The organism is Curtobacterium citri (assembly GCF_030362955.1).
GTDB lineage: Bacteria > Actinomycetota > Actinomycetes > Actinomycetales > Microbacteriaceae > Curtobacterium > Curtobacterium citri.
Genome location: NZ_JAUCML010000001.1, coordinates 380,483 through 406,638 on the forward strand (window position 1 = coordinate 380,483; position 26,156 = coordinate 406,638).

The window sequence follows — 26,156 nt, forward strand, 5'->3', positions numbered from 1 at the left end:
GTGGTCGACGGCTGGCGGGTCGACCCCGCGGGGGTCGAGGCCGTCCTGCAGGACGTCGCGTCGAAGAGCACGACGATGACCGACGCCCTGGGCGGGTCCGAGGACGGATCCGTGCAGGGCGTCGGCGCGGTCGTGCAGGACGCTGCGACGGCGGCGCAGTCCCCGGTGATCGGTGAAGCGCTCGCCGGGTTCTTCGAGGAGCGGCAGGCCACGCTGACCGGGATCCAGGACCGGATCAGGGCATCGCTCTACGGCGCGGCGGGCGCCACGCAGGCGATCGTGCAGGGGGACGACGAGATGGGTGCTGAGACGGCGCAGGCGAACGCGGTCGCGGCTGCCTCGGACGGGAAGTTCGACGCCTTCGACGGGATGTTCGACCGGTGAACGCGGTCGTCGAACCGGGGCAGATCCCCTACACCGACGTCGTGCTCAGTGGCATCACGAGCGGCGCGACGAAGCTCCGCACGGTCGCGTCCGCGGTCCGTGACGGGACGGCGGACATCGTCACCGCGTGGGGGCGCATCTCCGGCTCGTACGAGGGGCCGAGTGACCAGGAGCTCTTCGCGGTCATGACCCCGATCGGGCCGCAGGGCACCACGTTCGGGGACGACCTCGACACCGCCGCGGGCGCACTCGACGACTTCGTCGACGAGGTCACCCCGATCGTCGCGAAGCTCAAGGCGTACAAGGTCCGCGCGGAGCAGCTGGTGCGCGACGTCGCGGCGTTCCAGCCGGTCACGATCCAGACGATGGACGGACCGGTCACGCAGACCGAGTCGTGGGACCAGGACGAGACCCTCAACGGCGAGAACAACGACATCATCAACGGTCTGGCGAACCGCGTCGTCGAGTACCAGGCGGCGGAGCGGAAGTGCGCGAACGCGATCCGAGCCCTCAACGGCCTGCCGCCGCTGCACGCGATCGGCGCGTCTGGCGACGAGTCGCTGGGTTACGGGTACGACGAGCTCCCGATGAACACCGAGCTGCCGTGGGGGACGGCGGAGTCGCGCAAGGAGTCCTGCGCTGAGAAGACGACGTGGTTCCTGCCGAAGATGGTCAAGGGCGTCGTGTGGGACGGCGTCCTCGTGGGGACCGTCGGCGGGCTCGGCGAACTGGTCGGCATCCGCGACTGGAAGTGGAGCGCGGACAACTTCACGGACACGTGGCAGAGCCTCGGTGGGCTGGTCGGCTACGACAAGGAGACCGGCGAGTGGGGTGACGGCGACCTCGCCGGCGAGACGTGGAAGGCGATGGGGAAGGGCACGGTCGCCTGGGACAAGTGGGCTGACGACCCCGGGACCGCGTTCGGTGAGTCCCTCTGGAACGTCGGATCGATCCTCATCCCCGTGGCGAACGTCGCGGGCAAGGCCGGCACGGCCGGCAAGGTCGGATCGATCGCGTCGGGGATCAGCAAGGCCGACCGGCTGCTCGAACTCGCGGATGCCGGGGCCTGGGCGTCGAAGGGCCTGACGAAGGTCCTGCCGAAGCTCACCGATCTGAATTCGGTGCTCGGACGCGGCTTCGAACACGTGTCGGACGGGTTTGCGACGAGGATCGCCGACTTCACGACGAACCTGAAGGAGTGGCGGCAGGGGACGCACGTCGACGCGGAGAGCAGAGCCGACGGGCCTCCGGTGCGGACCGAGGGGAACGCGGACGCGTCGGTTGGTGCTGATGCGCACGCCCGCACGAACAGCGCGGAGTCGAACGCGCCGGCGCCAGTGCCTGAACCGGCGTTGGTCGGTGGCGGGCACGGTGAGAGCGCCGCGGTCCACGGCGGCGGCTCCGACTCGGGATCGAGTGGAGGCGGTGGTCACGGGACCGATGCGCCGACGGACCGGTCCGGGGGATCCTCCGGTAGCCGTGCGCACGGAACTGATGCCGGAGCCGGCGACCCGCCGCCCCCGCGCCAGTACGATCGGTCCACTGACCCGGTGTTCTCCGACGATGCCAGCGGACCCGGTTGGGAGCGCGACGACACGATCCGAGGGGACGGACTGCGGGCCGATTACGGTCAGCCGCATCTTCACCTGGGTGATCTCGGTGAGCAGTACCGACCGCCGGACGACCCGAACTACACGGGCTCCGGGATGAGCGACGAGGTCCGGGCGATCGTCGATGACTGGGGCAACCCGAACGGCGCATACGGCAAGGACGCCGACGGGAACTACCTCACCCGGGATGACTGGGAAGACCGGTACATCGACTGGAACGGGCAGTACCAGTCCTACGCGCCGGAGTACCCGGGCAACGCGGGAGCTGTTGCCGGCCACCGCGTCGACTGGACGGACCCGCAGTTGTTCGTGCAGCAGTACGGTTCGCAGCTGGACCGGCTCGGCAAGGAGTCCGGGAACTTCTTCTCCTTCCCTGGGACATCGTTCGAAGAGCGTGCGTTGCCGCCGTCCAACCTCAGCGATGTGTACTCGAAGTACGACTTCGATGCCGCCGCGTTCGAAGGCAAGGGGCTGAAGATCGAGGTCAGCAAGATCGCTCCGGCGTTCGGACATCCCGGCGGTGGACTGCAGGTGCGGTTCTTCAGGCCGGGAGATCCGCTGCAGTTCTACTCCGTGAAGCAGCTCAGGGATGAAGGGATCCTGTCATGACCGTGCACGGAGCGGGGAGATTCGGTGACCTCGACCTGCTTGAGGACGTGCTGCGGAGAGCGGGGAACGACCTCGTCATCTGCGAGCCGCAGCGAGTGCAGTACGGCGACTACGAAACGCTGCAGCGATACACACTGTCGAACGGCGAGGTGATCGAATGGCGTGGCAGTCGGGGGTCGGGTGCGCTGACCGGTACACGTTTCGAGTCGGCCGCAGACGCGGAACGCTGGATCGTCACGGACGCGTGCGGGTACATCCGTGACGCCCTCGGCCTACCCATCGCGCACTGGCTCCCAGACCAAGAGCATGAGCTGTCGGAGGGGTTCACATTGCAACCAGACGGCGACGGCGTCCTTCTCACCTGGGCGGCTTCCGGTATCGAACGCTGCGCCCGATTCGGCGGCCCCCGCCCGACCGTCTCTGCCTTGCACTTCTCGACTGTTGCGCGGATGCGCGTGGATGAGATCGAAGACTGCGCGCTCCAGCTCGATGCACGCGCAGCGTTTGCGGCCGCGGTGTCGCCTACTTCGCGCTGTGAGCCCCGGTCGTCCCGCTGATCCGCTGGAGCGCGCGGCACAGCGCGATGCTGCCATGAGTGACGGAAGCATCGCGATCTCGTCGGTTCAGTCCTGAACCACGATCCTCTGCAGCGCGCCGCTGACGAGCAGGTCACGAATCGTCTCTGCACCCTCGGCGATCGAGAAGCGGATGGCGCCGCCGGGATGCCCGAACCAGGGCAGTGTTATCTGGGCGTGAACGAGGACGTTGTCCATCGTCACGTACGGGTGGACGGTCGAGGGCAGTGACAGCGCTGTCGGCGGAAGCGCTCGCGATTCGAATGATGCAGCGTACGGGTTGAACAGCCAGCCGTCGGGACCACCGACTCGGTCCACGGGAATTCCTGGGGGGAGCTGAATGAGGACCGCACCGCCGCTGGACTGGATCTGTCCGGTCAGTGCGGGGAGGTACCGCTCAGACGAGTCTCGGAGGGTGTCGAGTTCACGGCGTGTCATCACCCGGGGCGCAGGGATCGGCCGGCGGAGGAAGGTCCGCAGCATCTCCGCTGCGCTGTCCTCGTCCTCTGCGCGTCCGATCAGCCGCGCCTGGCCGTAGTCCACGCACTGCAACTCGAAGCCAGCTTCGGACGGCTCGATGCGGAGCGCCCCTTCCAACGGTGGCCCGTCAAGGACGTCACCGGGAAGCGCGACGAACCGTGCGGTGAACCCGGAGCGATCGAGTTGCTCGCGGAGCGAAGAGAATGCCACCCGATCAGCGTAGCGACTGCTGAAACGTCACCCAACGGGCCCAGCAACGGGTAGCCGTCGTCGGAGCGGCTGGTCTGCTGCTGGCGCGGCTCTGGGGAACGAGCGCGCTCACGAAGTCGGCGGACCCTGGGGGCGAGGACATTCGTTGGTCATCGACGCAGCGCGCAGCCACGCAGAGGCTCGTTCCCCGCGCGAAGCGGTCGACGGAGGTTCCTCACGCAAGCAGACTCGCGGCGCACCGTCCACCTCCTGACGAAGCACTGGGTCGCCCCCGAGTTCGGCACCTCGAAGATGGACGGCAGTACCACCAGTACGAAGTCCCGCGCGGTGTCGGTGACCTCCGAGGTGCGTACGATTCGCTCGACGGTGACCACAAGGAACTGATTGACGCGTTCCTCCAAGGTCGAGGCAAGACCGCAGATGACCTGGAGACGCTCGAGACCTACCCAGGCGAGCTTGCAGCAGTTGATCGCTTCGGTTCTCCTGGACGGGCAGTGCGAGTGCAACTCGCACTGCCCGTCGAGCTCCTGCAGGTCCTCGGCATACTCCGCGAACTCCCTTGATGACGAGAAGCAGGAATCCCATGGATGACATCGACGCCACGCGCGAGCTCTCCTCGGCGGAGGCCGCAGGCGTCCCCTTCCGCTGGATGGAACAGCCCTCGAACGATGTGAACACTGCCTGCATCTACGAGACGATCCACGGTTGGCGAGTGTCAACGACGGACGAACGAGCCACGGAGGAATCCGTGCACGACTACGTCGACCGCCGAGCGGCCGTGGACGACTTCGTGAGCCGTGTCCAGGGGCTCGTTCGGTACGGAGAACTCCGCAAGAGGCTCCTTGGTCGTTGAGCCTGGCGACGCCACCCTGGGTGATCTCGGTGAGCAGCACCGGCCACCGGAACGGATGGTTCATCCCGGCGTCGGTCTGCAGATGCAGATGCCATTGACCGTTGAACTGCTCGGGGAGCCAAGACTGATCGAGAGGATTCAATGAGCAGGGCAGAGGTGAGATCTCTGATCGCGCGGGAGGGGCTCGACGCAGGCGTGTGGTTCGCCGACCCTCATGCGGCACCGAATCGAGTAGTCGTGGACGAGGTCGACAACAGGTTCAGGGTCTACGTGACGTCGGAGCGCGGATCGGCGGACGGTATCCGGTACTTCGACGATGAATCTGAGGCATTGGAGAAGTACGTGCGCCTCCTGCGCATGCAACAGCGGCTCCTCGACCGGGGTGTCATCTGAGGTCCGTTCGATCTCCATGACGCCCGAAACCGGCGACCTCCGAGTGACCGACGCATCGAGCGCGAGCATCGAGTCCGGGATGGCGCCGTCAGTGATGAATGCCTGGCAGACCGGCGGCGATCTCTTCGGTGTGATCGTGCCTGTTGACGCGCCCACAGCTCGTCTACCGACGATCATCGGTGCAGGAGGGGCGGAGCATTTCGTGCCAGGCGGTCGAACGGCGGTGAAGATCGTCGGAGACTTCTTCGTCAACGAGACGCGCGAGTTCGTGGTGGACGGTACTGTGCCGATGCCTCCTGGTCCCGTGGTCTTCAAGCTACTCGACAGCGGGCACTGGGAGCCCGTCCTCGTCTACGGTCGAACGAGGGCGAGAGCAAGGAGTCAACGTGTCAGACGGCAAGGCACCTCAACGTCTCGCTGATGCTGTGCAGTCTGCCCGGGCGGGCGGAATCGACTTCCGTGGGCTTCTCGGCGCGTTCGTTGCCGCACAGGTTCTCGTTCCGTCAGGCGCGGCCCTGCAGGATGGTCGAGGGGAGTTCCAGCCTGTGATCTATCCAGTCGGGGATGTGTCCTACATGGCCGTGTTCTCAGTGCTCGAACGTGCGTCATCACTTGGCGACCTAGCGCCTTACGTCACGACAATGAGTGGTCTCGATGTCCTGCGTCGCGCGCGACCGGGGACCGGCATCGTGGTGGACGCCGGGTACCCGGACGGTTTCCAGGTCGACCCCGGAGTTGTCGAGGCGATAGTGGCTAGTGCGCCGAGTCCTGGTGCGTGAACGGGCGCTGCTGATGCAGGATGTGACGCCATTCCGCGACCAGGGTTGTAAGTACTGCCGTGAGTTCTGGATCTCTCACTCCGACCAGCCGAAATTGATCGGTGTGAGTCTCGAGTACCAATGTCATCTCTATCGCTGCGGGATGTGTCAGTCTTGGTGGGAGTACGGGCTGAACCATCCGCACGTGATCGACCGGGAGCTTGCCGACGCCATTGCCGCCGACATCGTGCAGAGTTCTTCCTGATCGGTGCGGCCTGCGAAAGGCACCGCTCAGCGGAGACGCGCTACCCGCTCTGCTGTCGGAAGCGCACCCTTTCGAGAGGACGACAGGTCCTCCTCGAGACCGCTGAACTCCTTCGAGAGTGGGACCGGTAGAAAGCGGCCATGACGACCTTGCAGCGCGAGATTGCTGGCTCCGCCCGGTTCGCCGGTCCCGGCGGCGGGATCCAGATCAGGCTTCCCCTGCCGGTAGAGACGCTCGAAGTACTGGGCCTGTCACGCGAGTTGGACCAGGAAGGACATGGCACACGGACGAGATCGATGCAACGCGACACTTGGTCGTGGCGGAGTCCGCGGGAATCGGCTTCAACTGGCTGCGTGCCCCGCACAACGACATGAATGTGTCATCCATCTACGAGGTTGACGGGCGTTGGGTGGTCTCGACGACCGACGAACGAGCGTCGGAAGAAGCCGTGCACGAACACGCCGACTACGAGTCGGCTTTGAAGGACTTCGTGTCTCGGGTGAACGCTTCAGTGAGTCTCATCGAATGGCGTCGGAGTAAGGACAAGCGTTGATCTGAGCGGCCCACGGAGAACCTGTCGTCGGAGTGTGGCGACGGGCAGCTTCGGTCAGCGAGCGCCCCGGGACCACTGGTTCCCGCCCTTCGCCAGATCCATGTACCACTGGTACAGATTGCTCTGCTCCGCCATCAGCGCCGCGTACAGCGCTCGTACCTCGCCCCGCGGCGAGAGCGTCAGGTAGCGCTCGTCGTCGAGGATCGAACCGATGCCAGCCCGCACCTCGTGGTAAGCGTGGTTCTGGTCGCTGGCGTCGACGAAGTGCTGCATCTCCTCGAGGTAGCGGCGGAGGACTTCCATGTAGATCCCGCCGGCCAGCCGCTTCTCGGCGCGCTGCTGGCCGGTACGGAAGAGCCGCGGCGCGCCCTGCGCGACTGCACCGACGAAGGACTCGGCCGCTGGCGATGTCGGGTCCACCGGCCCGTGTGCGAGGCACTTCTCGAAGCCTCTCGACGCGGCGTCTGAGCCCTGGCCGAGCTGCACCGCATCGTCACTGCGTTCCTTCGTGACCCTGATGGCATACGCCGGACCGGATCCGAACTTCTTCCACGCGGGGAACGATGCGCGTCGTTGCGCGACCGGCGGTGCAGACGCGATCCACCATCGGAGCACTGCCCGGATCCGGTCCTCGTCGTCGACGTGCACGACCGCCGAGTCGATGGCGTCGTACCAGTCCCGCATGAGCTCGAGGAGCAGCGCCCCGTCGTGCCGGAACGTGAACTGGAGACTCATGGCCCGATCGCGGCTCGTCACGCCAGCAGGATAGCGGCGTACCGTCCCCCTCATGACGAAGCACTGGGTCGCCCCCGAGTTCGGCGGCAGCGAGGTCCTCGAGTACGTCGGCACCGAGGTGCCCGCCCCCGGCACCGGCGAGGTCACGATCGACGTCCGCGCCGCCGGCATGAACCCCGCCGACACGAAGCACACCCGCCAGGGCGACCCGGCCGACCTGCCGATCCCGGTCGGCTACGAGGTCTCCGGCGTCCTCAGCGCGATCGGCCCCGACACCGAGATCGCGTCGGGTGGGGGAGCGGTCGGCGACGAGGTCCTGGCCTTCCGCGTCGAGGGCGGCTGGGCGGAGCGCATCACCGTCCCCGCCGCCGACGTCTTCGCCAAGCCCGCGTCGCTCGACCACCCGCAAGCGGCGAACCTGCTGCTCGCCGGCACCACCGCCGCCGACATGATCCGTGTCACCCGCGCCGAGGGACGCGACACCGTCCTGGTGCACGGTGCGTCCGGTGCGGTGGGCGTGGCAGTCCTCCAGCTGCTCCGTCCGCTCGGCACGCGCGTCATCGGCACCGCCTCCGAGCGGAACGCCGAGACCGTCCGCCGCTTCGGCGGCGAGTGGGTCGCGTACGGCGACGGCCTGGAGGCGCGCATCCGTGACCTCGCACCCTCCGGTGTCGACGCGGCCCTGGACTGCGTGGGGACCGACGAGGCCGTCGACGTCTCGCTGGCACTCGTGGCGGACCGGTCCCGCATCGTGACGATCGCGGCCTTCGGCCGCGCGCAGCAGGACGGGTTCGCGGCCGTGGGCGGTTCGCAGCCGGAGAGCCAGGCCTTCCGGGACTCGGTCCGGCAGCGGTTGATCGACCTCGCCGCGTCGGGCCAGCTCGAGGTGCCCGTGGCGCGCACGTTCCCGCTCGCCGACGCGAAGGACGCCGCCGAGGTGCTCGAGTCGCAGCACCCGGGCGGGAAGCTCGCACTGATCCCGTGAGGGTGCTCGGTTCTGGTTGACTCGACGGGTACGTCGCACGACCGAACACCACGAGGGGGATCACGTGAGCGACCAACGACCGTCCGACCGACCGGGACCGACCGAGCCATCGTCGGCACCGCAGTACCAGCAGACGCCGTACCAGCAGCCGCAGTACCAGCAGCCGCCGCAGTACCGGCCGCAGGACCCGGCGCTGTTCGAGCGCTCCGCGCCGGTGGGGTCGGACGGGCGCCCTCCGCTCTGGGCGCCCTGGTACGGCATCGGCTTTGTCCAGGCGTACGCGCGCTACTGGAGGAAGTACGTCCGCTTCGACGGGCGTGCGAGCCGGAGCGAGTTCTGGTGGGTCTACCTCTGGAACGTCGGGATCTCCATCGTGCTGGGAGTGGTCTGGGGCGTCGGCTTCGCCCGGTCCGGCCGTGAGACGTACACGACGCCGTCCGGCGTCGAGACGGTCGTCACCGAGCCGTCCGCGCTGTACCTGATCATGGGGTACGTGGGGACCCTGTGGATCCTCGCGATCGTGCTGCCCTCGATCGCACTCGCGTGGCGCCGACTGCACGACGCGAACCTCGCGGGTCCGTTCTTCTTCCTCGGCCTGATCCCGTTCTTCGGCGGCATCGCGCTCCTCGTCCTCTACCTGCTCGACTCCAAGCCCGCGGGCGCCCGCTTCGACCGACCGGAGGGATCGCGGTGACGAACGGCGAGCAGCACGACCGGAACCCGTACCAGCAGTCGCAGCAGTCCGGCCAGCAGCAGCCGTCCGGCCAGCCCTACCCGCAGCCGTACCCGCAGTACCAGCAGCAGCTCCCGATCCCGCGGGACGAGAGCGGAGCCCCGCCGCTCTGGGCGCCGTGGTACGGAGCGGGATTCCTCGACGCGTTCACCCGGTTCTGGAAGAAGTACGCCCGCTTCGACGGCCGCGCGAGCCGCAGTGAGTTCTGGTGGTGGTTCCTGGCGAACGCCATCGTGGTGCTGGTCCTGCTCGGCGCGTACATCGCTTCCATCATCGTCTGGGCGGCCGGTGCCACCACGACGGACGAGTACGGCACCACGACCTCGACCGGTGGGTTCCCCGGCGTCGCGTTCCTGTTCCTCGGACTGCTCGCCCTGTGGGGACTCGCGACCTTCATCCCGTCCCTCGCCCTCGGGTGGCGCCGCGTGCACGACGCCGGTCTCGCCGGACCGTTCTGGCTGATCTCCTTCGTGGGGGCGGGGATCGCCGGCATCGTGTTCGGGTGCCTCGAGCCGAGCCCCGCCGGGGCGCAGTACGACCAGCCGGACGCACCCCGCCCGCCGGCCTGACCGACCGGGTGACGACGAAGCGGCCCGCCCCGAGAGGGGCGGGCCGCTTCGTCGTGTCGCGGGTGGAGCGGCGGTCAGACCACCCGGAGGCGGACCAGGGAGCCGTCCACGACGAGGTCGCGCACCGTGACGGACCGGTCGGCCGTCTGGAAGCGGAGCGCGCCTCCCGGCTGGTCGAACCAGGGCTGGACGAACGTGACCGTGACCATGAACGGCCGCTCCACCAGGTAGCGGTGCACCTCGGGCGCTGCCGCGACGTGCGGCGGCAGCGACCGCTGGGGGAGCGGGGTGTCGAGCGGGTGGAGGAGGTAGCCGTCCGGACCGCCGACGCGGTCGACGGGCACACCCGCCGGCACCTGGATGGTGAGCCCCTGCGGACCGGCCTGCGCCACCTGCTGCGCGAGCTGCGGGTACGTGGTGGCCGCACGGTCGCGGAACCCGTCGAGCTCGTGCCGGGGGATGTCCCGCGGAGCCGGGAACGTCCGGTTGAGGAACCGGCGGAGCATCTCCACCGCGTCGGCCTCGCCGCGCGCCGTGGCGAGACGACGGGCCGTGCCGTAGTCGACGACCTCGAGCGCGAAGTCACCGTGCTCCTCGGCGGGGACGACGCGGAGCGCCCCCTCGACCGGCGGCTCGGTGAGCGTCTCGCCGGGGAGCTGCACGTAGCGGATCGTGTAGCCGAGCTGGTCCAGGATGGGGCGGGTCTCCGCGAACGTCATGCGCGCGAGCCTACCGGCCGGTTGCATGCCGTTCGCCGAGACGCCGCCGCGAAGGCGGTGCGAGGAGGCCTCACACGCCGCCGCGCATGATCGCCTGCTTGACCTCGGAGATCGCCTTCGTCACCTGGATGCCGCGCGGGCACGCGTCGGTGCAGTTGAAGGTCGTGCGGCAGCGCCACACGCCCTCCTTGTCGTTGAGGATGTCGAGGCGCACGTTCGCGGAGTCGTCGCGGGAGTCGAAGATGAAGCGGTGCGCGTTCACGATCGCGGCCGGGCCGAAGTACTGCCCGTCCGTCCAGAACACCGGGCACGACGAGGTGCACGCGGCGCAGAGGATGCACTTCGTGGTGTCGTCGAAGCGGGCGCGGTCGGCGACGGACTGCACGCGCTCCTTGCCCTTCTCCGGCTTGCTCGACGCCTGCAGGAACGGCTGGACCTCGCGGTAGGACTGGAAGAACGGCTCCATGTCGACGACGAGGTCCTTCTCGAGCGGCAGGCCCTTGATCGCCTCGACGTAGATCGGCTTCGACACGTCGAGGTCCTTGATCAGGGTCTTGCACGCGAGCCGGTTGCGGCCGTTGATGCGCATCGCGTCCGAGCCGCACACGCCGTGCGCGCACGAGCGGCGGAACGTCAGCGATCCGTCCTGCTCCCACTTGATCTGGTGCAGCGCGTCGAGGATGCGGTCCGTCGGGAGCATCATGACGTCGAAGTCCTGCCAGCGCGGCTCGTCGTCGACGTCCGGGTCGAACCGGCGGACGATGATCGTGACCGGGAACGAACCGGGAGGGGCGCTCTGCACGGTGTCGGTGCGCGGGCTGTCGGAGACCAGGGTGTCGGTCATCAGTACTTCCTCTCCATCGGCTGGTACCGGGTCACCACGACGGGCTTCCAGTCCAGCGTGATGTGGTCGTCGGCGAGCGACGAGTGCGGGTCACCCGTCAGGTACGCCATGGTGTGCTGCATGTAGTTCTCGTCGTCGCGCTTCGGGTAGTCGTCGCGCATGTGACCGCCGCGGCTCTCCTTGCGGTTCCGCGCCGAGAACACGACGACCTCGGCCAGGTCGAGCAGGAAGCCCAGCTCGACCGCCTCGAGCAGGTCCGTGTTGAAGCGCTTGCCCTTGTCCTGCACGGAGATGTTCAGGTAGCGCTCGCGCAGCTGGTGGATCGTCTCGGTCATCTTCGCGAGGGACTCGTCGGTCCGGAACACCTGCGCGTTCTTGTCCATCTCGTCCTGCAGCTCCTTGCGGAGCACCGCGATGCGCTCGGTGCCGGTCGAGGCGCGGAGCTGGTCGAGCATGCCGCGGACGCCGGCGGCCGGGTCCTCGGGCAGGGGCAGGAACTCCGCGGTCTGCACCCACTCGGCGGCGTTGTTGCCGGAGCGCTTGCCGAACACGTTGATGTCGAGCAGCGAGTTCGTGCCGAGGCGGTTCGAGCCGTGGACGGACACGCAGGCGCACTCACCGGCGGCGTAGAGGCCGGGCACGACCGTGGTGTTGTCGTACAGCACCTCGGCCTTGGTGTTCGTCGGGATGCCGCCCATCGCGTAGTGCGCGGTCGGCATGACGGGGACCGGCTCGACGACGGGGTCGACCCCCAGGTACGTGCGGGCGAACTCGGTGATGTCGGGGAGCTTGGTCTCGAGGACCTCGGCACCCAGGTGCGTGCAGTCGAGCAGGACGTAGTCCTTGTTCGGTCCGGCGCCGCGACCCTCGGCGACCTCCTGCACCATGCAGCGCGCGACGATGTCACGCGGTGCGAGGTCCTTGATCGTCGGGGCGTACCGCTCCATGAACCGCTCGCCCGACGCGTTGCGGAGGATGGCGCCCTCACCGCGGGCACCCTCGGTGAGCAGGATGCCGAGGCCGGCCAGGCCGGTGGGGTGGAACTGGAAGAACTCCATGTCCTCGAGCGGCAGGCGCTTCCGCCACACGATGCCGACGCCGTCGCCGGTCAGGGTGTGCGCGTTCGAGGTGGTCTTGTACATCTTGCCGAAGCCGCCGGTCGCGAAGATCACGGCCTTGGCGTGGAACACGTGCAGCTCGCCGGTCGCGAGCTCGAACGCGACGACGCCGGCCGGCTGCTGGCGCGTGACGCCGTCCTCGCCCACGACGTCCACCATGACGAGGTCGAGCGCGTAGAACTCGTTGTGGAACTCGACACCGAGCTTCACGCAGTTCTGGAACAGCGTCTGCAGGATCATGTGGCCCGTGCGGTCCGCCGCGTAGCAGGCCCGTCGCACCGGGGCCTTGCCGTGGTCGCGGGTGTGCCCGCCGAAGCGCCGCTGGTCGATCTTGCCCTCGGGCGTGCGGTTGAACGGCAGCCCCATGTTCTCGAGGTCGATGACGGCGTCGATCGCCTCCTTCGCCAGGATCTCGGCGGCGTCCTGGTCGACCAGGTAGTCACCGCCCTTGATCGTGTCGAAGGTGTGCCACTCCCACGAGTCCTCCTCGACGTTCGCGAGGGCCGCGGCCATGCCGCCCTGCGCCGCTCCCGTGTGCGACCGCGTCGGGTACAGCTTCGAGATGACGGCCGTCTTCGCCTTCGGGCCGGCCTCGATGGCGGCCCGCATGCCGGCGCCGCCTGCGCCGATGATGACGATGTCGTGCTGGTGGTGGTGGACGGTGGTCTCGGTCACTGGGGCCTTTCAGGGTGGGTCAGCGCGCCGGCAGGGGTGTGCGCGGCGTGCTCGGAGGTCGTGGCGGCTGGTGCGTCCGCTGCAGCGCGGGCGCTACTGCGCGGGGCAGAACGACGGCAGGTCCGCGGCGGCCGCGCCGGCGGGGCACGGGTCGAAGGTCCAGCAGACGAGCAGGCCCAGCACGACGAGCGCGACGCAGGCGATGAGCACCGCGAGCAGCAGGGTCTTCCGGACGGCGGGCTTCGCGACGTAGTCGTTGATGATCGTCCGCATGCCGTTGGAGCCGTGCACCAGGGCGAGGACGAGCATCAGCGAGTCCCAGACCTGCCAGAACGGGTTGGCCCACTTGCCGGCGACGAAGGCGAAGTCGATCTGCTTGACGCCCTCGCCGGCGACCATGTTGACGAAGAGGTGGCCGAAGATGAGCACGACGAGCAGGACGCCCGAGGCACGCATGTAGATCCACCCCCACTTCTCCCAGTTGGTGGTGCGGCGGGCAGCGGCGGCGGAGCGCGGGGGCTCGACGGTCTGTGTGGTCATGGCTGGTTCCGTCCCTTCGCCTACTGGAAGTCCGCGACGAGGTTCATGAGCTGGCGCGGGAGGAAGCCCGCGATGAGGACGGCCCACACGACCATGACGATCCAGAACATGGCGCGCTGGTACCGCGGGCCCTTCGACCAGAAGTCGACCAGGATGATGCGCAGGCCGTTGAGCGCGTGGAACACGATCGCCATGACGAGGGCGATCTCACCGAGGTTCATGATCGGCGTCTTGTACGTGCCGATCACGGCGTTGTACGCCTCGGGCGACAGCCGTACGAGCGCGGTGTCGAGGATGTGCACGAGCAGGAAGAAGTAGATCGCGACACCGGTGATGCGGTGCAGCACCCACGACCACATCCCCGTGGAGCCGCGGTACAGCGTCCCCTCCAGCTTCCGAGAGGCGCGGGGCGCCTCGATCGTCACCTTGGGTTCGACCAACGTCGTCCCGCCTGCGGTCTGCTCGGCCATGAGCTCGGCCCTCCCATAGGACGGGCTCGCCGATCGGCGAGCCCTTGCCGTTCGTGTTCGTGTGGAACACGTCCCATCCTATGCGCGTGCGCTGACACTCTCGTCCCACCCGGCACGGACCGCGCGCGTCGCCGTGGGCACGGCGCCGATCGTGCGGGCGGTGTCGTGGTGTGCGAGGAGCTCGTCGCCGACGGCCTCCCACGTCGTGCCCTCGACCCGGAGCCGTCCGGCGGAACCCATGCGCGCGGCGGCGTCCGGGTCGCCGAGGAGTCCGAGGACGGCCCGGCGGAGGGCCTGCGGGGCGTCCGGGTCGTACAGCTCGCCGTCGAGACCGGGCGCGACGAGGTCGATCGGGCCGCCGGCTGCGGGGGCGACCACGGGCAGGCCGCTGGCGTGCGCCTCCTGCAGGGTCTGTCCGAACGTCTCCGCGGGCCCTGTGTGCACGAAGACGTCGAGCATCGCGTAGGCGTCGGCGAGGGCCTCCCCGCGCAACGGGCCGGTGAAGGTGACGTCGAGGTGGCGCAGCCGCCGCTCGAGGGAGGCCCGCGCCGGACCGCCGCCGGCGACCACGATCCGGACGCCGGGGATCCCGCCGAGCTCCGCGAGCCGTTCGACCTCCTTCTCGGGTGCGAGCCGACCGACGTACCCGACGATCGTCTCGCCGCCGGGCGCGATCCGGCGACGGGCCGCGCGCACCGCCGCCGAGCGACGTCGGTCCGGGTGGAACAGGTCGGTGTCGACACCGCGGCCCCAGCGGGCGACGCGGGGCACGCCGTCCTCGGCGAGCATCGCCGCGGTCGCGCTGGACGGGGCGAGCGTCAGCGACGCCCCGGCGTGGATGCGACCGAGGATCCTCCTGACCAGCGGGACGGTCGCGGTCAGACCGTTGCGGCGGGCGAACCCGGCCACGTCGGTCTGGAAGACGGCGACGGAGGGGATGCCGAGCCTCCCGGCCGCCGTGATCGCGCGTCCGCCCAGCAGGAAGGGGCTGGCCGCGTGCAGCACGTCGGCGCCGGAGGCGGCGAGGATCGTGTCGAGCACGGGGTGGGGGAGGGCGACCGGGAACTGCCGGTACGCGACCGCCGGCACCCGGTGGACGTCGAAGGAGCGGTACCGCTCGACCCGGGTCCTCGAGCGGAACTGTGCGAGGCCGGGGGTGTCCGGCGCGATGACGACCGCGCGGTGGCCGCGGCGCTCCAGGTGGTCGAGGACCGCCAGGACACTGGTGGTCACGCCGTTGAGGGTGGGCAGGAAGCTCTCGGTCACGACGGCGACGGTCCGCTGGGACGTGCCGCGCTCCACGCTGCGTGCGCTCATGGTGCTGCCCATGGTCCGCGGCCGTCGTGACCGGTCGGGGCGGTGCGGGTGAACGCGCGGCGCGCAGGCGGTGAACACGGCGGGTGCGGCCGGGAGGCGCGGCGCGGGCCCGGCGCGCGGGGTGCGGTCAGCGACGGGTCCCGTCGGGCCGGGGTCGGGTCGGCCGGGGTCGCGTCGGGCCGGGTCGCGTCCGGCCGGTCTGCGGACTCCCGCACCACGCGTGCGGGGAACGTGCGGGGGACGTCCAGGTGGCCGACGGCCGCACCGGTACGGTGAGCGGGTGGCAGACGCACTCGAGGACTTCTACGCGATCATCCCGGCCGGCGGCATCGGCTCCCGGCTGTGGCCGCTCTCCCGCGCCGACGCGCCCAAGTTCCTGCACGACCTGACCGGCTCCGGGGCCTCGCTCCTCCGGCAGACCTGGGACCGGCTCGCCCCGCTCGCCGGCGACCAGCGGATCATGGTCGTCACCGGCCGGGCGCACCGCGCAGCGGTCGAGGCGCAGCTGCCGGGGGTCGCGGACCACAACGTGGTGCTCGAGAGCGAGCCGAAGGACTCCACCGCGGCCATCGGCCTGGCGGCGGCGATCCTGCGCCGACGGGAGCCCGACGTCGTCATCGGGTCCTTCGCGGCGGACCACGTCATCGGGGACGCCCGCGGCTTCCGCCGCTCCGTGCGCGAAGCGGTGGCCGCCGCCCGGGCCGGGTACATCGCCACCATCGGCATCACGCCGACGGAGCCGGCGATCGGGTTCGGCTACATCCACGCCGACGGCGTCGCGCTCGAGGTCGAGGGCGCCGCGACCGTGCACGCCGTGCGGTCGTTCGTCGAGAAGCCCGACCTGGAGACCGCCACCGCGTACCTGGAGGAGGGCAACTACCTCTGGAACGCCGGCATGTTCATCGCCCGCGCCGACGTGCTGCTGGCCGAGATCGGCCGGACGAAGCCCGAGCTGCTCGCGGGCATCGAGGAGCTCGCGGCCGCGTGGGACACCTCGTCCCGCGGGGCCGTCGTCGACGCCGTCTGGCCCGGGCTCGAGAAGATCGCGATCGACTACACCGTCGCCGAGCCGGCCGCGGCCGCCGGACGCATGGCGGTCGTGCCCGGCGACTTCGACTGGGACGACGTGGGCGACTTCGCGTCGCTCGCGAAGCTGCAGTCCGGCGGTCGGGCGAACAACCTCGCCGTGCTCGGCGACGGCGCGCGCATCCTCGCGGACTCGTCGAGCGGCATCGTCGTGGCCCACAGCCAGCGGCTCATCTCGCTCATCGGGGTCGAGGACATCGTCGTCGTCGACACCCCGGACGCCCTGCTCGTCACGACGAGTGCGAACGCGCAGCGGGTCAAGGGTGTGGTGGACGCACTGAAGATCAGCGGTCGAGGCGACGTGCTGTAGCGCTCCACCACGGGATGCCTCCGGACCCCCCGGAGTGGGGGCGCGGGAGTGACGCCGCGTTACGGGCGCGTTTCGACGGGGTCGCGATCCCGTAACTGATCCCAGGAGTCCTCCAGGGGCGTTCTGTACCGGCTCGACGGTCGTGTACTGTCGCCACGATCGCCCGGAACAGCACGTGGTCCGGGCACCGCCCCCCGGAGGAACCAACCCGTGACATCTCGTACCCGTCAGGTCGTGCTCAGCGGCCTCGCGCTCGTCGGCACCATGGCCGTCCTGGCCGGCTGCTCGGCAGCCCCGTCCGACACCGCCTCGGCGAAGAAGACCGACTTCCGCCCCTGCATGGTCTCCGACGCCGGCGGCTTCGACGACAAGTCGTTCAACCAGCTCGGCTACGAGGGCATGGTCGACGCGGCGAAGGAGCTCGGCGCCGACTCGAACAAGGCCGAGTCGAAGGACGCCACGGTCTACGACTCGAACATCGAGCAGCTCGTCAACCAGAACTGCAACCTGATCATCACGGTCGGCTTCAACCTCGCCGACGCCACGAAGAAGCAGGCCGCGGCGAACCCGGACACCGAGTTCGCGATCATCGACGACAACTCGATCGACGCCAAGAACGTCAAGCCGATCACCTTCGACACCTCGCAGGCGGCGTTCCTCGCCGGCTACGCGGCCGCGTCGTACTCGAAGACCGGCGTCGTCGGCACCTTCGGCGGCATGCAGATCCCGACCGTCACCATCTTCATGGACGGCTTCGCGGACGGCGTCGCCTACTACAACGAGCAGAAGAAGAAGGACGTCAAGGTCGTCGGCTGGAACGTCGAGACCGGCAAGGGCTCCTTCACCGGTGGCTTCGAGGCGGGCACGCAGGCCAAGTCCGTTGCGCAGACGCTCCTCGACCAGGACGCCGACGTGATCCTGCCGGTCGGTGGCCCGATCTACCAGTCGGCTGCCGAGGCGATCAAGGACGCGAACAACGGCTCCGTCCTCATCGGCGCGGACAGCGACCTCTACGAGGCCGATCCCCGCTACAAGGACATCGCCTTCACCTCGGTGATGAAGGGCATGCGCCCGGCCGTCAAGGACGTCGTCGAGCAGGCGGCGGACGACAAGTTCTCGAAGGAGCCGTACGTCGGCACCCTGAAGAACGACGGCGTCGGCATCGCGCCGTTCCACGACTACGAGTCGAAGGTCGACTCGGGTCTGCAGGACGAGCTCGACACGATCAAGTCGGGCATCATCGACGGCTCGATCAAGGTCGAGACCCAGTCGAACAAGTAGTCGGGTGAACGCGGGCGGGGGATCGATCCTCCGCCCGCGTTTCCGCGCGTCCGCCCACGGGTGGCGTGCTGACCAACAGGAACGCAGTAGACACCATGAAGCTCGAACTCCGCGGCATCACGAAGCGGTTCGGCCCGCTCGTCGCCAACGACCACATCTCCCTCACCGTCGAACCCGGTGAGGTGCACTGTCTCCTCGGTGAGAACGGTGCGGGCAAGTCCACCCTGATGAACGTGCTCTACGGCCTGTACCAGGCGGACGAGGGCGAGATCCTGCTCGACGACGTCGTGCAGGACTTCGACGGTCCCGGCGACGCCATGCGCTCGGGCATCGGCATGGTCCACCAGCACTTCATGCTCGTGCCGGTGTTCACCGTCGCCGAGAACGTCATGCTCGGCCAGGAGCAGACCACGTTCGGCGGTCGGCTCGACCTGGCGGGCGCCCGGCAGCGCGTCCGCGACATCAGCGACCGCTTCGGGTTCGACGTCGACCCCGACGCCCGGGTCGAGGACCTGCCCGTCGGCGTGCAGCAGCGCGTCGAGATCATCAAGGCGCTCTCGCGGGACGCGAAGGTGCTCGTCTTCGACGAGCCGACCGCCGTCCTCACGCCGCAGGAGACCGACGAGCTGATGGGCATCATGCGCCAGCTCCGTGCGGCCGGCACCGCCATCGTCTTCATCACGCACAAGCTCCGCGAGGTGCGCGAGGTCGCCGACCGCATCACGGTCATCCGTCTCGGCAAGGTCGTGGGCGAGGCGTCCCCGACCGCCACGAACAACGAGCTCGCCGCCCTCATGGTGGGGCGTGCGGTCTCGCTCGTCGTCGACAAGGCGCCGGCGTCCGGGGGCGAGGACGCCCTCGTGGTCGACGGCGTCACCGTGACCGACGCCTCGGGCGTCGTGCTCGTGGACGACGTCTCGTTCTCCGTCCGACGCGGCGAGATCCTCGCCATCGCCGGGGTGCAGGGCAACGGCCAGACCGAGCTCACCGAGGCGATCATCGGGCTCGAGCCCGTGCACGCCGGGCGGATCACGCTCGACGGCCGGGAACTCACCGGTCGCACCGTCAAGCAGGTGCTCGACGCCGGCGTCGGCTTCGTGCCCGAGGACCGCAAGGAGGACGGCCTGGTCGGCGAGTTCACCATCGCCGAGAACCTCATGCTCGACCGCGCCGACCACGACGAGTTCGTCCGAGCCGGCACCATCCGGGCCGCCGAGCGCGACGCGTTCGCCGACGAGAAGATCGCCGAGTTCGACATCCGCACGCCGTCCCGCACCACCGCGGCGGGCCGGCTGTCCGGCGGCAACCAGCAGAAGATCGTCCTCGCCCGCGAGCTCAGCCGCGAGCTGCGGCTGTTCGTCGCGGCGCAGCCGACGCGCGGCATCGACGTCGGGTCGATCGAGTTCGTGCACAAGCGCATCGTCGCCACCCGCGACACCGGCGTCCCGGTCATCGTCGTCTCCACGGAGCTCGACGAGGTCGTGGCGCTCGCCGACCGGATCGCGGTCATGTACCGCGGCGGCATCGTCGGCATCGTCCCCGCGGACACCCCGCGCGACGTCCTCGGCCTGATGATGGCCGGGGAGATCCCCGAAGGAACGGAGCTGGCAGCGTGAGCACCCCCACGCCAGACGACGCACGGCCGGCGACCCCGGCCGAGGCGTCCACCGACGACCGCCTGCAGGACGTCGAGGGCACCCCGCACCTCATGACGGACTCGGCGGAGGACACCGAGCGCCGCGCCGGCGGCGGTGACCGCTGGAGCACCGCGCTGCAGAGCATCGTCAACGGGTCCGTGCTCGTCACGGTCCTCGCCGTCGTGCTCGCGCTCGTCGCCTGCGGCATCCTCATCGCCGTCACCGACGAGAACGTCCGCGCCGCGGCCGGCTACTTCTTCGCCCGTCCCGCCGACACCTTCCGGGCGGTCGGCACGGCCGTGGGCGGCGCCTACTCCTCGCTGTTCCAGGGATCGGTCGTCAACTTCGGTGCGGCCTCGTTCGCGCAGGCGATCGCCCCGATCACGCGCTCGGTCGACTACGCCGTGCCGCTGATCGCGGCCGGTCTCGGCATCGCGCTGTCGTTCCGCGCCGGCCTGTTCAACATCGGCGGCCAGGGCCAGATCCTCGTCGGCGCCGCGGCGGCCGGCTGGGTCGGGTTCTCGTTCGACGGTCCCGCCGTGGTCCACATCCCCCTCACCGTCGCCGCGGGCATCGTCGGCGGCGCGATCTGGGGCGGCATCGTCGGGCTCCTCAAGGCCCGCACCGGTGCCAACGAGGTCGTCCTGACGATCATGCTCAACTACGTCGCGCTGTACCTGGTGAGCTACCTGCTCCGCACCCCGGGGCTGCTGCAGGCACCGGGCAGCTCGAACCCGATCTCGCCCGCGACGAAGGAGAGCGCCGTCTTCCCGGCGCTGTTCGGGCCGCGCTTCGGGATCGACCTCGGCTTCGTCGTCGCCCTCCTCGCGGTCGTCGTCGTGTGGTGGCTCGTCAACAAGTCGTCGCTCGGCTTCCGCTTCCGCACGATCGGTGAGAACCCGCGTGCGGCCCGCGTCGCCGGCATGAGCGTGCCCGCCCTGACGATCTGGGTGATGGTCATCTCCGGCGCGCTCGTCGGCATCGCCGGCGCCTACCAGGTGCAGGGGGCCGTCACGTCCGGCTTCACCTCGGGCATCGACGCCGGCATCGGCTTCGACGCCATCACGGTCGCGCTGCTCGGCCGCTCCAAGCCGTGGGGCGTCTTCTGGGCGGCGATCCTGTTCGGTGTCCTGAAGAACGGCGGCTACGCCATGCAGGCCGCGAACGACATCCCGATCGACATCGTCGGCGTCATCCAGGCCCTCATCGTCCTCTTCATCGCCGCTCCGCCCCTCGTCCGCGCGATCTTCCGGATCCCGCAGCCGGGCGCCCGACGCCGCGCCCGTGGCGCGAAGAACCCCCGGAAGGCGGTCGCCGCATGAGCACCATCAGCCCCACCGCGGCATCCGCACCCGCGCTCTCCGACCGTCCGGTCGAGACCACCCGCAGCTGGAAGGCGCCGATCGGCTTCGCCGTCTTCACGGTCCTGGCCGTGCTGTTCTTCGGCGTCCTGCACCGCTCCGGCGACACCACGTTCCGGCTCGCGAACGGCGGCGACTTCTTCGCGCTGCCGAACGTGCTCCTGCCGGCGACCGGCACGGGCATCGTCGTCATCGTCCTGCTCGCCCTCGTCACGGTGTACGCCGTCGTCGAGGTCCGCGGCTCGCGCCGGGTCCCGCTCTGGGTCACCGCGGTCTTCGCGGTCCTCTTCGTCATCGGCTTCCTGACGTGGTCGGCGGCGGGGGACACCATCCCCGTGCCCGGCCTGCTCGTCGGTGCGCTCGGCCTGAGCGTCCCGCTCGTGTTCGGTGCGCTCGGCGGCGTCATCTCCGAGCGGGTCGGCGTCGTGAACATCGCCATCGAGGGCCAGTTCCTCGCCGGCGCCTTCACGTCGGCGATGATCGCCTCGCTCACCGGCTCCGCGTGGGTCGGCCTCGTCGGTGCGCTCGTCGCCGGTGTCCTGGTGTCGTTCGTCCTCGCGGCGTTCAGCATCAAGTACCTGGTCGACCAGGTGATCGTCGGTGTCGTCATCAACGCGTTCATCTCCGGCCTCACCGGCTTCCTGTACTCGCAGGTGCTGTCGCCGAACGAGCAGACGCTCAACATCGGCATCCGCTTCCCGAAGATCGAGATCCCGCTGCTGCACCAGATCCCGGTCATCGGCCCGGTCTTCTTCGAGCAGACCGTCGTGGTCTACCTGGCGTACGTCGCGGTCGCGGTCGTCACCTTCGCGCTGTTCAAGACCCGCTGGGGCCTCCGCCTCCGCGCGGTCGGCGAGCACCCGCAGGCGGCGGACACGGTCGGCATCAACGTCGCCCGCACGCGCTTCTGGAACGTCTCGCTCGCCGGCGCGATCGCCGGTCTGGGCGGTGCGTACTTCACGCTCGACGCGGTCGGACCGTTCACGAAGGACATGACCGCGGGGGCGGGCTACATCGCCCTCGCCGCCGTGATCTTCGGCCGGTGGGACCCGATCCGTGCGACGCTCGCGGCGCTGCTGTTCGGCTTCGCGTCGAACCTGCAGAACATCCTCGGCGCGATCGACTCGCCCGTGCCGAGTGAGTTCCTGCTCATGCTGCCCTACGTGGTGACGATCTTCGCGGTCGCCGGCCTGGTCGGACAGTCGCGGGGACCGGCTGCCACCGGCAAGCCGTACATCAAGAGCTGACGGACGGGAGGCACGGCACATGACCGACACGGACCACACGGGTGACCAGGGGGTCACCACCGACCCCGCGACCGGCGAGCCGATCTGGACGGACCCGGCCACGACCCTCCAGGCCGACACCGAGGTCGACGTCGACGCGAGCGTCGACGTCGACTGGACCGCCCTGCGGGAGGCCGCGACCGCCGCGATGCGGCGGGCGTACGCGCCGTACTCGTCGTTCCCGGTGGGCGCCGCGGCGCTCACCGACGACGGCCGGATCGTCTCCGGCTGCAACGTCGAGAACGCGTCCTACGGCGTCACCCTGTGCGCCGAGTGCTCGCTCGTCTCGCAGCTGCACATGACCGGCGGCGGCAGGCTCGTCGCGTTCACGTGCGTGGACGGCGACGGCGCGACGCTCATGCCGTGCGGACGCTGCCGACAGCTCCTCTTCGAGCACTCGACCGAGGGCATGCTGCTCGAGACGGTCTCGGGCATCCGCACCATCGACGAGGTCCTGCCCGACGCGTTCGGGCCGCGCACCCTCGCCACCTACCAGCAGGAGCACTGACATGGCCGTCGAGCCGTTCGACACCGTCGACCTCATCCGCACGAAGCGTTCCGGCGACGCGCTGAGCACGCCCGAGATCGACTGGCTGGTCGACGCCTACACGCGCGGCTACGTCGAGGACCCGCAGATGGCGGCCCTCGCGATGGCGATCTTCCTCAACGGCATGGAGCGCCGGGAGATCAAGGACCTCACGCTGGCGATGATCGCGTCGGGGGAGCGGATGTCGTTCGGCTCGCTCGGCAAGACGACCGTGGACAAGCACTCCACGGGCGGCGTCGGCGACAAGATCACGCTGCCGCTGGCGCCCCTCGTGGCGTCGTTCGGCGTCGCGGTGCCGCAGCTGTCCGGGCGCGGGCTCGGGCACACGGGCGGCACGCTCGACAAGCTCGAGTCGGTCCCCGGCTGGCAGGCGGCGATCTCGAACGACCGCATGATGGACGTGCTCCGTGACGTCGGCGCGGTCATCTGCGCGGCCGGCTCCGGCCTGGCTCCCGCGGACAAGAAGCTCTACGCGCTCCGCGACACCACCGGCACCGTCGAGTGCATCCCGCTCATCGCGTCGAGCATCATGTCGAAGAAGATCGCCGAGGGCACGGGCGCGCTCGTGCTCGACGTGAAGTTCGGCTCCGGCGCGTTCATGCCGACGTACGAGGCATCGCGAGAGCTCGCGCAGACCATGGTCGACCTCGGGAACGACGCCGGGGTCGCGACCTCGGCGCTGCTGACCGACATGGAGGTCCCGCTCGGGCTGACGATCGGCAACGCGCTCGAGGTGCGCGAGTCGGTCGCGGTCCTCGAAGGCGGTGGTCCGGCCGACGTCGTCGAGCTGACGGTCGCGCTGGCCACCGAGATGCTCACGCTCGCCGGGCTGCCGGACGCCGACCCGGCGGCCGCACTCGCCGACGGCCGTGCGATGGACACCTGGCGGCGGATGATCGAGGCGCAGGGCGGCGACGCGTCCGCCGCGCTCCCGGTCGCCCGCGAGCAGCACGTCGTCACCGCGACGGAGTCCGGGGTGCTCGTGCAGCAGGACGCCCTGCCGTTCGGCATCGCCGCGTGGCGACTGGGCGCCGGTCGGGCCCGGGCGCAGGACCCCGTGCAGGCGGGGGCGGGCATCGAGCTGCACGTCAAGCCGGGCGACACCGTCACCGCCGGGCAGCCGCTGTGGACGCTCCACACCGACGAGGCCGACCGCTTCGACCGCGCGCTCGCATCGCTCGAGGGTGCGTGGGCGATCGGGACGTCGGCCGAGCCCCGTGGGCCGATCGTGCGCGAGCGCATCGCGTCCTGACCACGTCCGGAGGCTTCCCGCACCGCTGTGGGAAGCCTCCAGTGCGTGTCGGCCGCTGTTGTCCACAGGTACCTGCACGGAGTCGGTGACCACCGATAGCCTGGACCGCATGAGCGCCGACGCCCCGACCCACCGCCTGCCCGACGCCGGAGCGGTCATCGACGACCTGCCGAAGGTCTCGCTGCACGACCACCTCGACGGCGGCCTCCGGCCCGCGACGATCGTCGAGCTCGCCGCAGAGGCCGGCATCGACCTGCCGACCACCGACCCCGAGGCACTCGGGCAGTGGTTCGCCGACCAGGCGGACTCGGGTTCGCTCGTCGAGTACCTGAAGACCTTCGACGTCACCACCTCGGTGATGCAGACGGCCCCGCAGCTGCACCGCGTCGCGAAGGAGTTCGTCGAGGACCTCGTCGCCGACGGCGTCGTGTACGGCGAGATCCGCTGGGCGCCCGAGCAGCACCTGCGCGGTGGACTGACCCTCGACGAGACGGTGGAGGCCGTGCAGGCCGGCATCGCCGAGGCCGTCGACGCGGCCGGCGGCTCGATCCGCGTCGGGCAGCTCGTCACCGCGATGCGGCACGCCGACCGGTCCCTCGAGATCGCCGAGCTCGCCGTCCGGCACCGCGACCGCGGCGTCGTCGGCTTCGACATCGCGGGGGCCGAGGCCGGCTTCCCGCCCGCCAACCACCGTGCCGCCTTCGACTACCTGGCGTCCGAGCTCTTCCCGACGACCGTGCACGCCGGCGAGGCCGACGGCCTGGCCTCGATCCGTTCGGCACTCGTCGACGGTCGGGCGCTCCGCCTCGGTCACGGCGTGCGGATCTTCGAGGACGTCACGCTGTCCGACGCCGGTGACGGGTCGACCCTCGCCGCCCTCGGCGAGGTCGCCTCGTGGGTGCGCGACCGGGAGATCCCGCTCGAGGTCGCGCCGTCCTCGAACCTGCAGACCGGCGCGATCGCGGCGTGGGGCGACGACCTCGCCGACCACCCGTTCGACGTGCTGTACCAGCTCGGCTTCCGCGTCACGGTGAACACCGACAACCGCCTGATGAGCCGGACGTCGCTCTCCCGCGAGCTCGCCCTGCTCGCCGGCACCTTCGGGTACGACCTCGACGACCTCGCGGCGTTCCAGATCAACGCCGCGCTCGGCTCGTTCCTGCCGCTCGAGGACCGCGAGGAGATCATCGCGACCATCACGGCCGGACACCAGGAGGCGTAGTCCGATGTCCCTCCCGCCGCTGCCGGACGACGCGGTCGTGCTCGGGGCCGACGCGTCCTCGTGGCGTGAGGCGCTCGGGCTCGTCGGTGCGGCACTCGTGCGCTCCGGGGCCGCGACACCGCCGTACACGGACGCCATGGTCGAGCTCGTCGAGGAGCACGGCCCGTACATCGTGATCTCGCCCGGGCTGGCCTTCGCGCACGCCCGGCCGGGGCCCGCGGTGCTGCGGGACGGCCTGGCGGTCGTGACCCTGCGCGGACCGGTGTCGTTCGGGCACCCGCACAACGATCCCGTGTCGGTCGTGCTGGGGCTGGCGGTGGCGGAGGTCGGCACGCACCTCGAGTCGATCGGCGCGATCGCGAACACCTTCAACGACGACACCGTCACCGGGCGCCTCGCAGCGGCGACCTCGGCGGACGAGGTCCGGACGATCCTGGGGGCACCGGCGTGAAGATCGTGACCATCTGCGGCGCGGGCATCGGCTCGAGCGGCATCCTCAAGGTGAACGCCGAGAAGGCCCTCGGCGCGCTCGGGCTGTCGGCGTCGGTCGTCGCGGCGGACGTGGGGTCCGTGCGCGCCGTCGCCGAGGACGCGAACGTGATCCTCACGAGCGCGGAGTTCGTCGAGGCGATCGGGGACACCTACGCCGAGGTCATCGTGATCCGGAACCACTTCGACCAGGGCGAGATCACCGCGGCGGTGGACCGGGCGCTCGGGGAGCACTGACGGCTGTCCACAGGGCCGCGTGGTCGGCTCTCCGCTCGACGCCCGCGCCCTAG

29 protein-coding genes are annotated in these 26,156 nt (G+C 69.8%); 21 read left to right on the plus strand and 8 right to left on the minus strand.

Annotated features, from left to right (window positions below):
* From QUG92_RS01855 to QUG92_RS01865, 3 genes are read left to right on the plus strand one after another with little or no spacing between them, the layout of a single operon-like run.
* On the plus strand, nt 1–384 hold the full coding sequence (locus QUG92_RS01855) for a DUF6507 family protein (RefSeq protein WP_289457468.1): 384 nt from the start codon (nt 1–3) through the stop codon (nt 382–384).
* A complete protein-coding gene (locus tag QUG92_RS01860) occupies nt 381–2,603 on the plus strand; it encodes a TNT domain-containing protein (protein ID WP_289457469.1) in 2,223 nt (740 codons plus the stop codon). Before QUG92_RS01855 ends, QUG92_RS01860 begins: the two co-directional genes overlap by 4 nt.
* Nucleotides 2,600–3,160, plus strand: coding sequence for an Imm61 family immunity protein (locus QUG92_RS01865; protein WP_289457470.1), 561 nt, complete (start codon nt 2,600–2,602; stop codon nt 3,158–3,160). Before QUG92_RS01860 ends, QUG92_RS01865 begins: the two co-directional genes overlap by 4 nt.
* 66 nt (nt 3,161–3,226) lie before the next feature.
* Here QUG92_RS01865 and QUG92_RS01870 read toward each other — a convergent pair whose 3' ends face one another.
* Nucleotides 3,227–3,868 carry a TNT domain-containing protein gene (locus QUG92_RS01870; protein WP_289457471.1) on the minus strand — a complete coding sequence of 214 codons (642 nt, stop codon included), beginning with the start codon at nt 3,866–3,868 and terminating at the stop codon, nt 3,227–3,229.
* Nucleotides 3,869–4,451: 583 nt separating this feature from the next.
* Here QUG92_RS01870 and QUG92_RS01875 point away from each other — a divergent pair.
* The 5 genes from QUG92_RS01875 to QUG92_RS01890 all read left to right on the plus strand — a co-directional run bounded on the left by QUG92_RS01875 (nt 4,452) and on the right by QUG92_RS01890 (nt 6,137).
* Nucleotides 4,452–4,721: a hypothetical protein gene (locus QUG92_RS01875; protein ID WP_289457472.1), complete on the plus strand. Its 270-nt coding sequence runs from the start codon at nt 4,452–4,454 to the stop codon at nt 4,719–4,721.
* A gap of 141 nt (nt 4,722–4,862) precedes the next feature.
* Nucleotides 4,863–5,114: a hypothetical protein gene (locus QUG92_RS01880; RefSeq protein WP_141718884.1), complete on the plus strand. Its 252-nt coding sequence runs from the start codon at nt 4,863–4,865 to the stop codon at nt 5,112–5,114.
* A gap of 16 nt (nt 5,115–5,130) precedes the next feature.
* Nucleotides 5,131–5,535 carry a hypothetical protein gene (locus QUG92_RS01885; protein ID WP_289457473.1) on the plus strand — a complete coding sequence of 135 codons (405 nt, stop codon included), beginning with the start codon at nt 5,131–5,133 and terminating at the stop codon, nt 5,533–5,535.
* 4 nt (nt 5,536–5,539) lie between these two features.
* Complete coding sequence (locus tag QUG92_RS17090) at nt 5,540–5,893, plus strand: SseB family protein (RefSeq protein WP_353062451.1); 354 nt, start codon at nt 5,540–5,542, stop codon at nt 5,891–5,893.
* Complete coding sequence (locus QUG92_RS01890) at nt 5,886–6,137, plus strand: hypothetical protein (protein WP_289457474.1); 252 nt, start codon at nt 5,886–5,888, stop codon at nt 6,135–6,137. Before QUG92_RS17090 ends, QUG92_RS01890 begins: the two co-directional genes overlap by 8 nt.
* Before the next feature lie 607 nt (nt 6,138–6,744).
* Here the strand turns inward: QUG92_RS01890 and QUG92_RS01895 are convergent.
* Nucleotides 6,745–7,425, minus strand: a complete 681-nt coding sequence (locus QUG92_RS01895) for a hypothetical protein (protein ID WP_289457475.1) — start codon at nt 7,423–7,425, stop codon at nt 6,745–6,747.
* Between the two features lie 52 nt (nt 7,426–7,477).
* On the opposite strand from QUG92_RS01895, the gene QUG92_RS01900 reads away from it, so the two are divergent.
* The 3 genes from QUG92_RS01900 to QUG92_RS01910 all read left to right on the plus strand — a co-directional run bounded on the left by QUG92_RS01900 (nt 7,478) and on the right by QUG92_RS01910 (nt 9,712).
* Nucleotides 7,478–8,410: an NADP-dependent oxidoreductase gene (locus QUG92_RS01900; RefSeq protein WP_289457476.1), complete on the plus strand. Its 933-nt coding sequence runs from the start codon at nt 7,478–7,480 to the stop codon at nt 8,408–8,410.
* A 64-nt stretch (nt 8,411–8,474) separates the two neighbouring features.
* Nucleotides 8,475–9,104, plus strand: a complete 630-nt coding sequence (locus QUG92_RS01905; protein ID WP_289457477.1) for a DUF805 domain-containing protein — start codon at nt 8,475–8,477, stop codon at nt 9,102–9,104.
* On the plus strand, nt 9,101–9,712 hold the full coding sequence (locus QUG92_RS01910) for a DUF805 domain-containing protein (protein WP_289457478.1): 612 nt from the start codon (nt 9,101–9,103) through the stop codon (nt 9,710–9,712). The genes QUG92_RS01905 and QUG92_RS01910 overlap by 4 nt, the downstream gene beginning before the upstream one ends.
* A 74-nt stretch (nt 9,713–9,786) precedes the next feature.
* On the opposite strand, the gene QUG92_RS01915 is transcribed toward QUG92_RS01910, so the two are convergent.
* The 6 genes from QUG92_RS01915 to QUG92_RS01940 all read right to left on the minus strand — a co-directional run bounded on the left by QUG92_RS01915 (nt 9,787) and on the right by QUG92_RS01940 (nt 15,395).
* On the minus strand, nt 9,787–10,431 hold the full coding sequence (locus tag QUG92_RS01915) for a TNT domain-containing protein (protein WP_289457479.1): 645 nt from the start codon (nt 10,429–10,431) through the stop codon (nt 9,787–9,789).
* Between the two features lie 70 nt (nt 10,432–10,501).
* Nucleotides 10,502–11,275 carry a succinate dehydrogenase iron-sulfur subunit gene (locus QUG92_RS01920; protein WP_066655113.1) on the minus strand — a complete coding sequence of 258 codons (774 nt, stop codon included), beginning with the start codon at nt 11,273–11,275 and terminating at the stop codon, nt 10,502–10,504.
* Nucleotides 11,275–13,068, minus strand: coding sequence for a succinate dehydrogenase flavoprotein subunit (sdhA, locus tag QUG92_RS01925; RefSeq protein WP_069712215.1), 1,794 nt, complete (start codon nt 13,066–13,068; stop codon nt 11,275–11,277). Before sdhA ends, QUG92_RS01920 begins: the two co-directional genes overlap by 1 nt.
* A gap of 93 nt (nt 13,069–13,161) precedes the next feature.
* Nucleotides 13,162–13,608 carry a succinate dehydrogenase, hydrophobic membrane anchor protein gene (gene sdhD / locus QUG92_RS01930; RefSeq protein WP_182046570.1) on the minus strand — a complete coding sequence of 149 codons (447 nt, stop codon included), beginning with the start codon at nt 13,606–13,608 and terminating at the stop codon, nt 13,162–13,164.
* Nucleotides 13,609–13,628: 20 nt separating this feature from the next.
* Entirely contained in the window at nt 13,629–14,078 is a 450-nt protein-coding gene (gene sdhC / locus QUG92_RS01935) for a succinate dehydrogenase, cytochrome b556 subunit (protein WP_083263831.1), read from the minus strand.
* A gap of 78 nt (nt 14,079–14,156) precedes the next feature.
* Nucleotides 14,157–15,395, minus strand: coding sequence for a glycosyltransferase family 4 protein (locus QUG92_RS01940; protein ID WP_289457480.1), 1,239 nt, complete (start codon nt 15,393–15,395; stop codon nt 14,157–14,159).
* Between the two features lie 280 nt (nt 15,396–15,675).
* On the opposite strand from QUG92_RS01940, the gene QUG92_RS01945 reads away from it, so the two are divergent.
* The 10 genes from QUG92_RS01945 (at nt 15,676) to QUG92_RS01990 (ending at nt 26,103) form a co-directional block, all read left to right on the plus strand.
* Complete coding sequence (locus QUG92_RS01945; RefSeq protein WP_182046568.1) at nt 15,676–16,791, plus strand: mannose-1-phosphate guanylyltransferase; 1,116 nt, start codon at nt 15,676–15,678, stop codon at nt 16,789–16,791.
* Nucleotides 16,792–17,001: 210 nt separating this feature from the next.
* Complete coding sequence (locus QUG92_RS01950; protein ID WP_182046567.1) at nt 17,002–18,072, plus strand: BMP family lipoprotein; 1,071 nt, start codon at nt 17,002–17,004, stop codon at nt 18,070–18,072.
* A gap of 95 nt (nt 18,073–18,167) precedes the next feature.
* Nucleotides 18,168–19,688 carry an ABC transporter ATP-binding protein gene (locus QUG92_RS01955; RefSeq protein ID WP_069712219.1) on the plus strand — a complete coding sequence of 507 codons (1,521 nt, stop codon included), beginning with the start codon at nt 18,168–18,170 and terminating at the stop codon, nt 19,686–19,688.
* Complete coding sequence (locus QUG92_RS01960; RefSeq protein WP_411469356.1) at nt 19,685–21,031, plus strand: ABC transporter permease; 1,347 nt, start codon at nt 19,685–19,687, stop codon at nt 21,029–21,031. The genes QUG92_RS01955 and QUG92_RS01960 overlap by 4 nt, the downstream gene beginning before the upstream one ends.
* A complete protein-coding gene (locus tag QUG92_RS01965; protein ID WP_182046566.1) occupies nt 21,028–22,317 on the plus strand; it encodes an ABC transporter permease in 1,290 nt (429 codons plus the stop codon). Before QUG92_RS01960 ends, QUG92_RS01965 begins: the two co-directional genes overlap by 4 nt.
* 19 nt (nt 22,318–22,336) lie before the next feature.
* Nucleotides 22,337–22,864: a cytidine deaminase gene (locus tag QUG92_RS01970; protein WP_434533031.1), complete on the plus strand. Its 528-nt coding sequence runs from the start codon at nt 22,337–22,339 to the stop codon at nt 22,862–22,864.
* A 1-nt stretch (nt 22,865) separates the two neighbouring features.
* Entirely contained in the window at nt 22,866–24,155 is a 1,290-nt protein-coding gene (locus QUG92_RS01975) for a thymidine phosphorylase (protein ID WP_289457481.1), read from the plus strand.
* 109 nt (nt 24,156–24,264) lie between these two features.
* Complete coding sequence (locus QUG92_RS01980) at nt 24,265–25,377, plus strand: adenosine deaminase (RefSeq protein ID WP_289457482.1); 1,113 nt, start codon at nt 24,265–24,267, stop codon at nt 25,375–25,377.
* A gap of 4 nt (nt 25,378–25,381) precedes the next feature.
* Nucleotides 25,382–25,828: a PTS sugar transporter subunit IIA gene (locus QUG92_RS01985; RefSeq protein WP_289457483.1), complete on the plus strand. Its 447-nt coding sequence runs from the start codon at nt 25,382–25,384 to the stop codon at nt 25,826–25,828.
* A complete protein-coding gene (locus QUG92_RS01990; protein WP_069712225.1) occupies nt 25,825–26,103 on the plus strand; it encodes a PTS sugar transporter subunit IIB in 279 nt (92 codons plus the stop codon). Before QUG92_RS01985 ends, QUG92_RS01990 begins: the two co-directional genes overlap by 4 nt.
* The last annotated feature ends 53 nt before the right edge of the window (nt 26,104–26,156 follow it).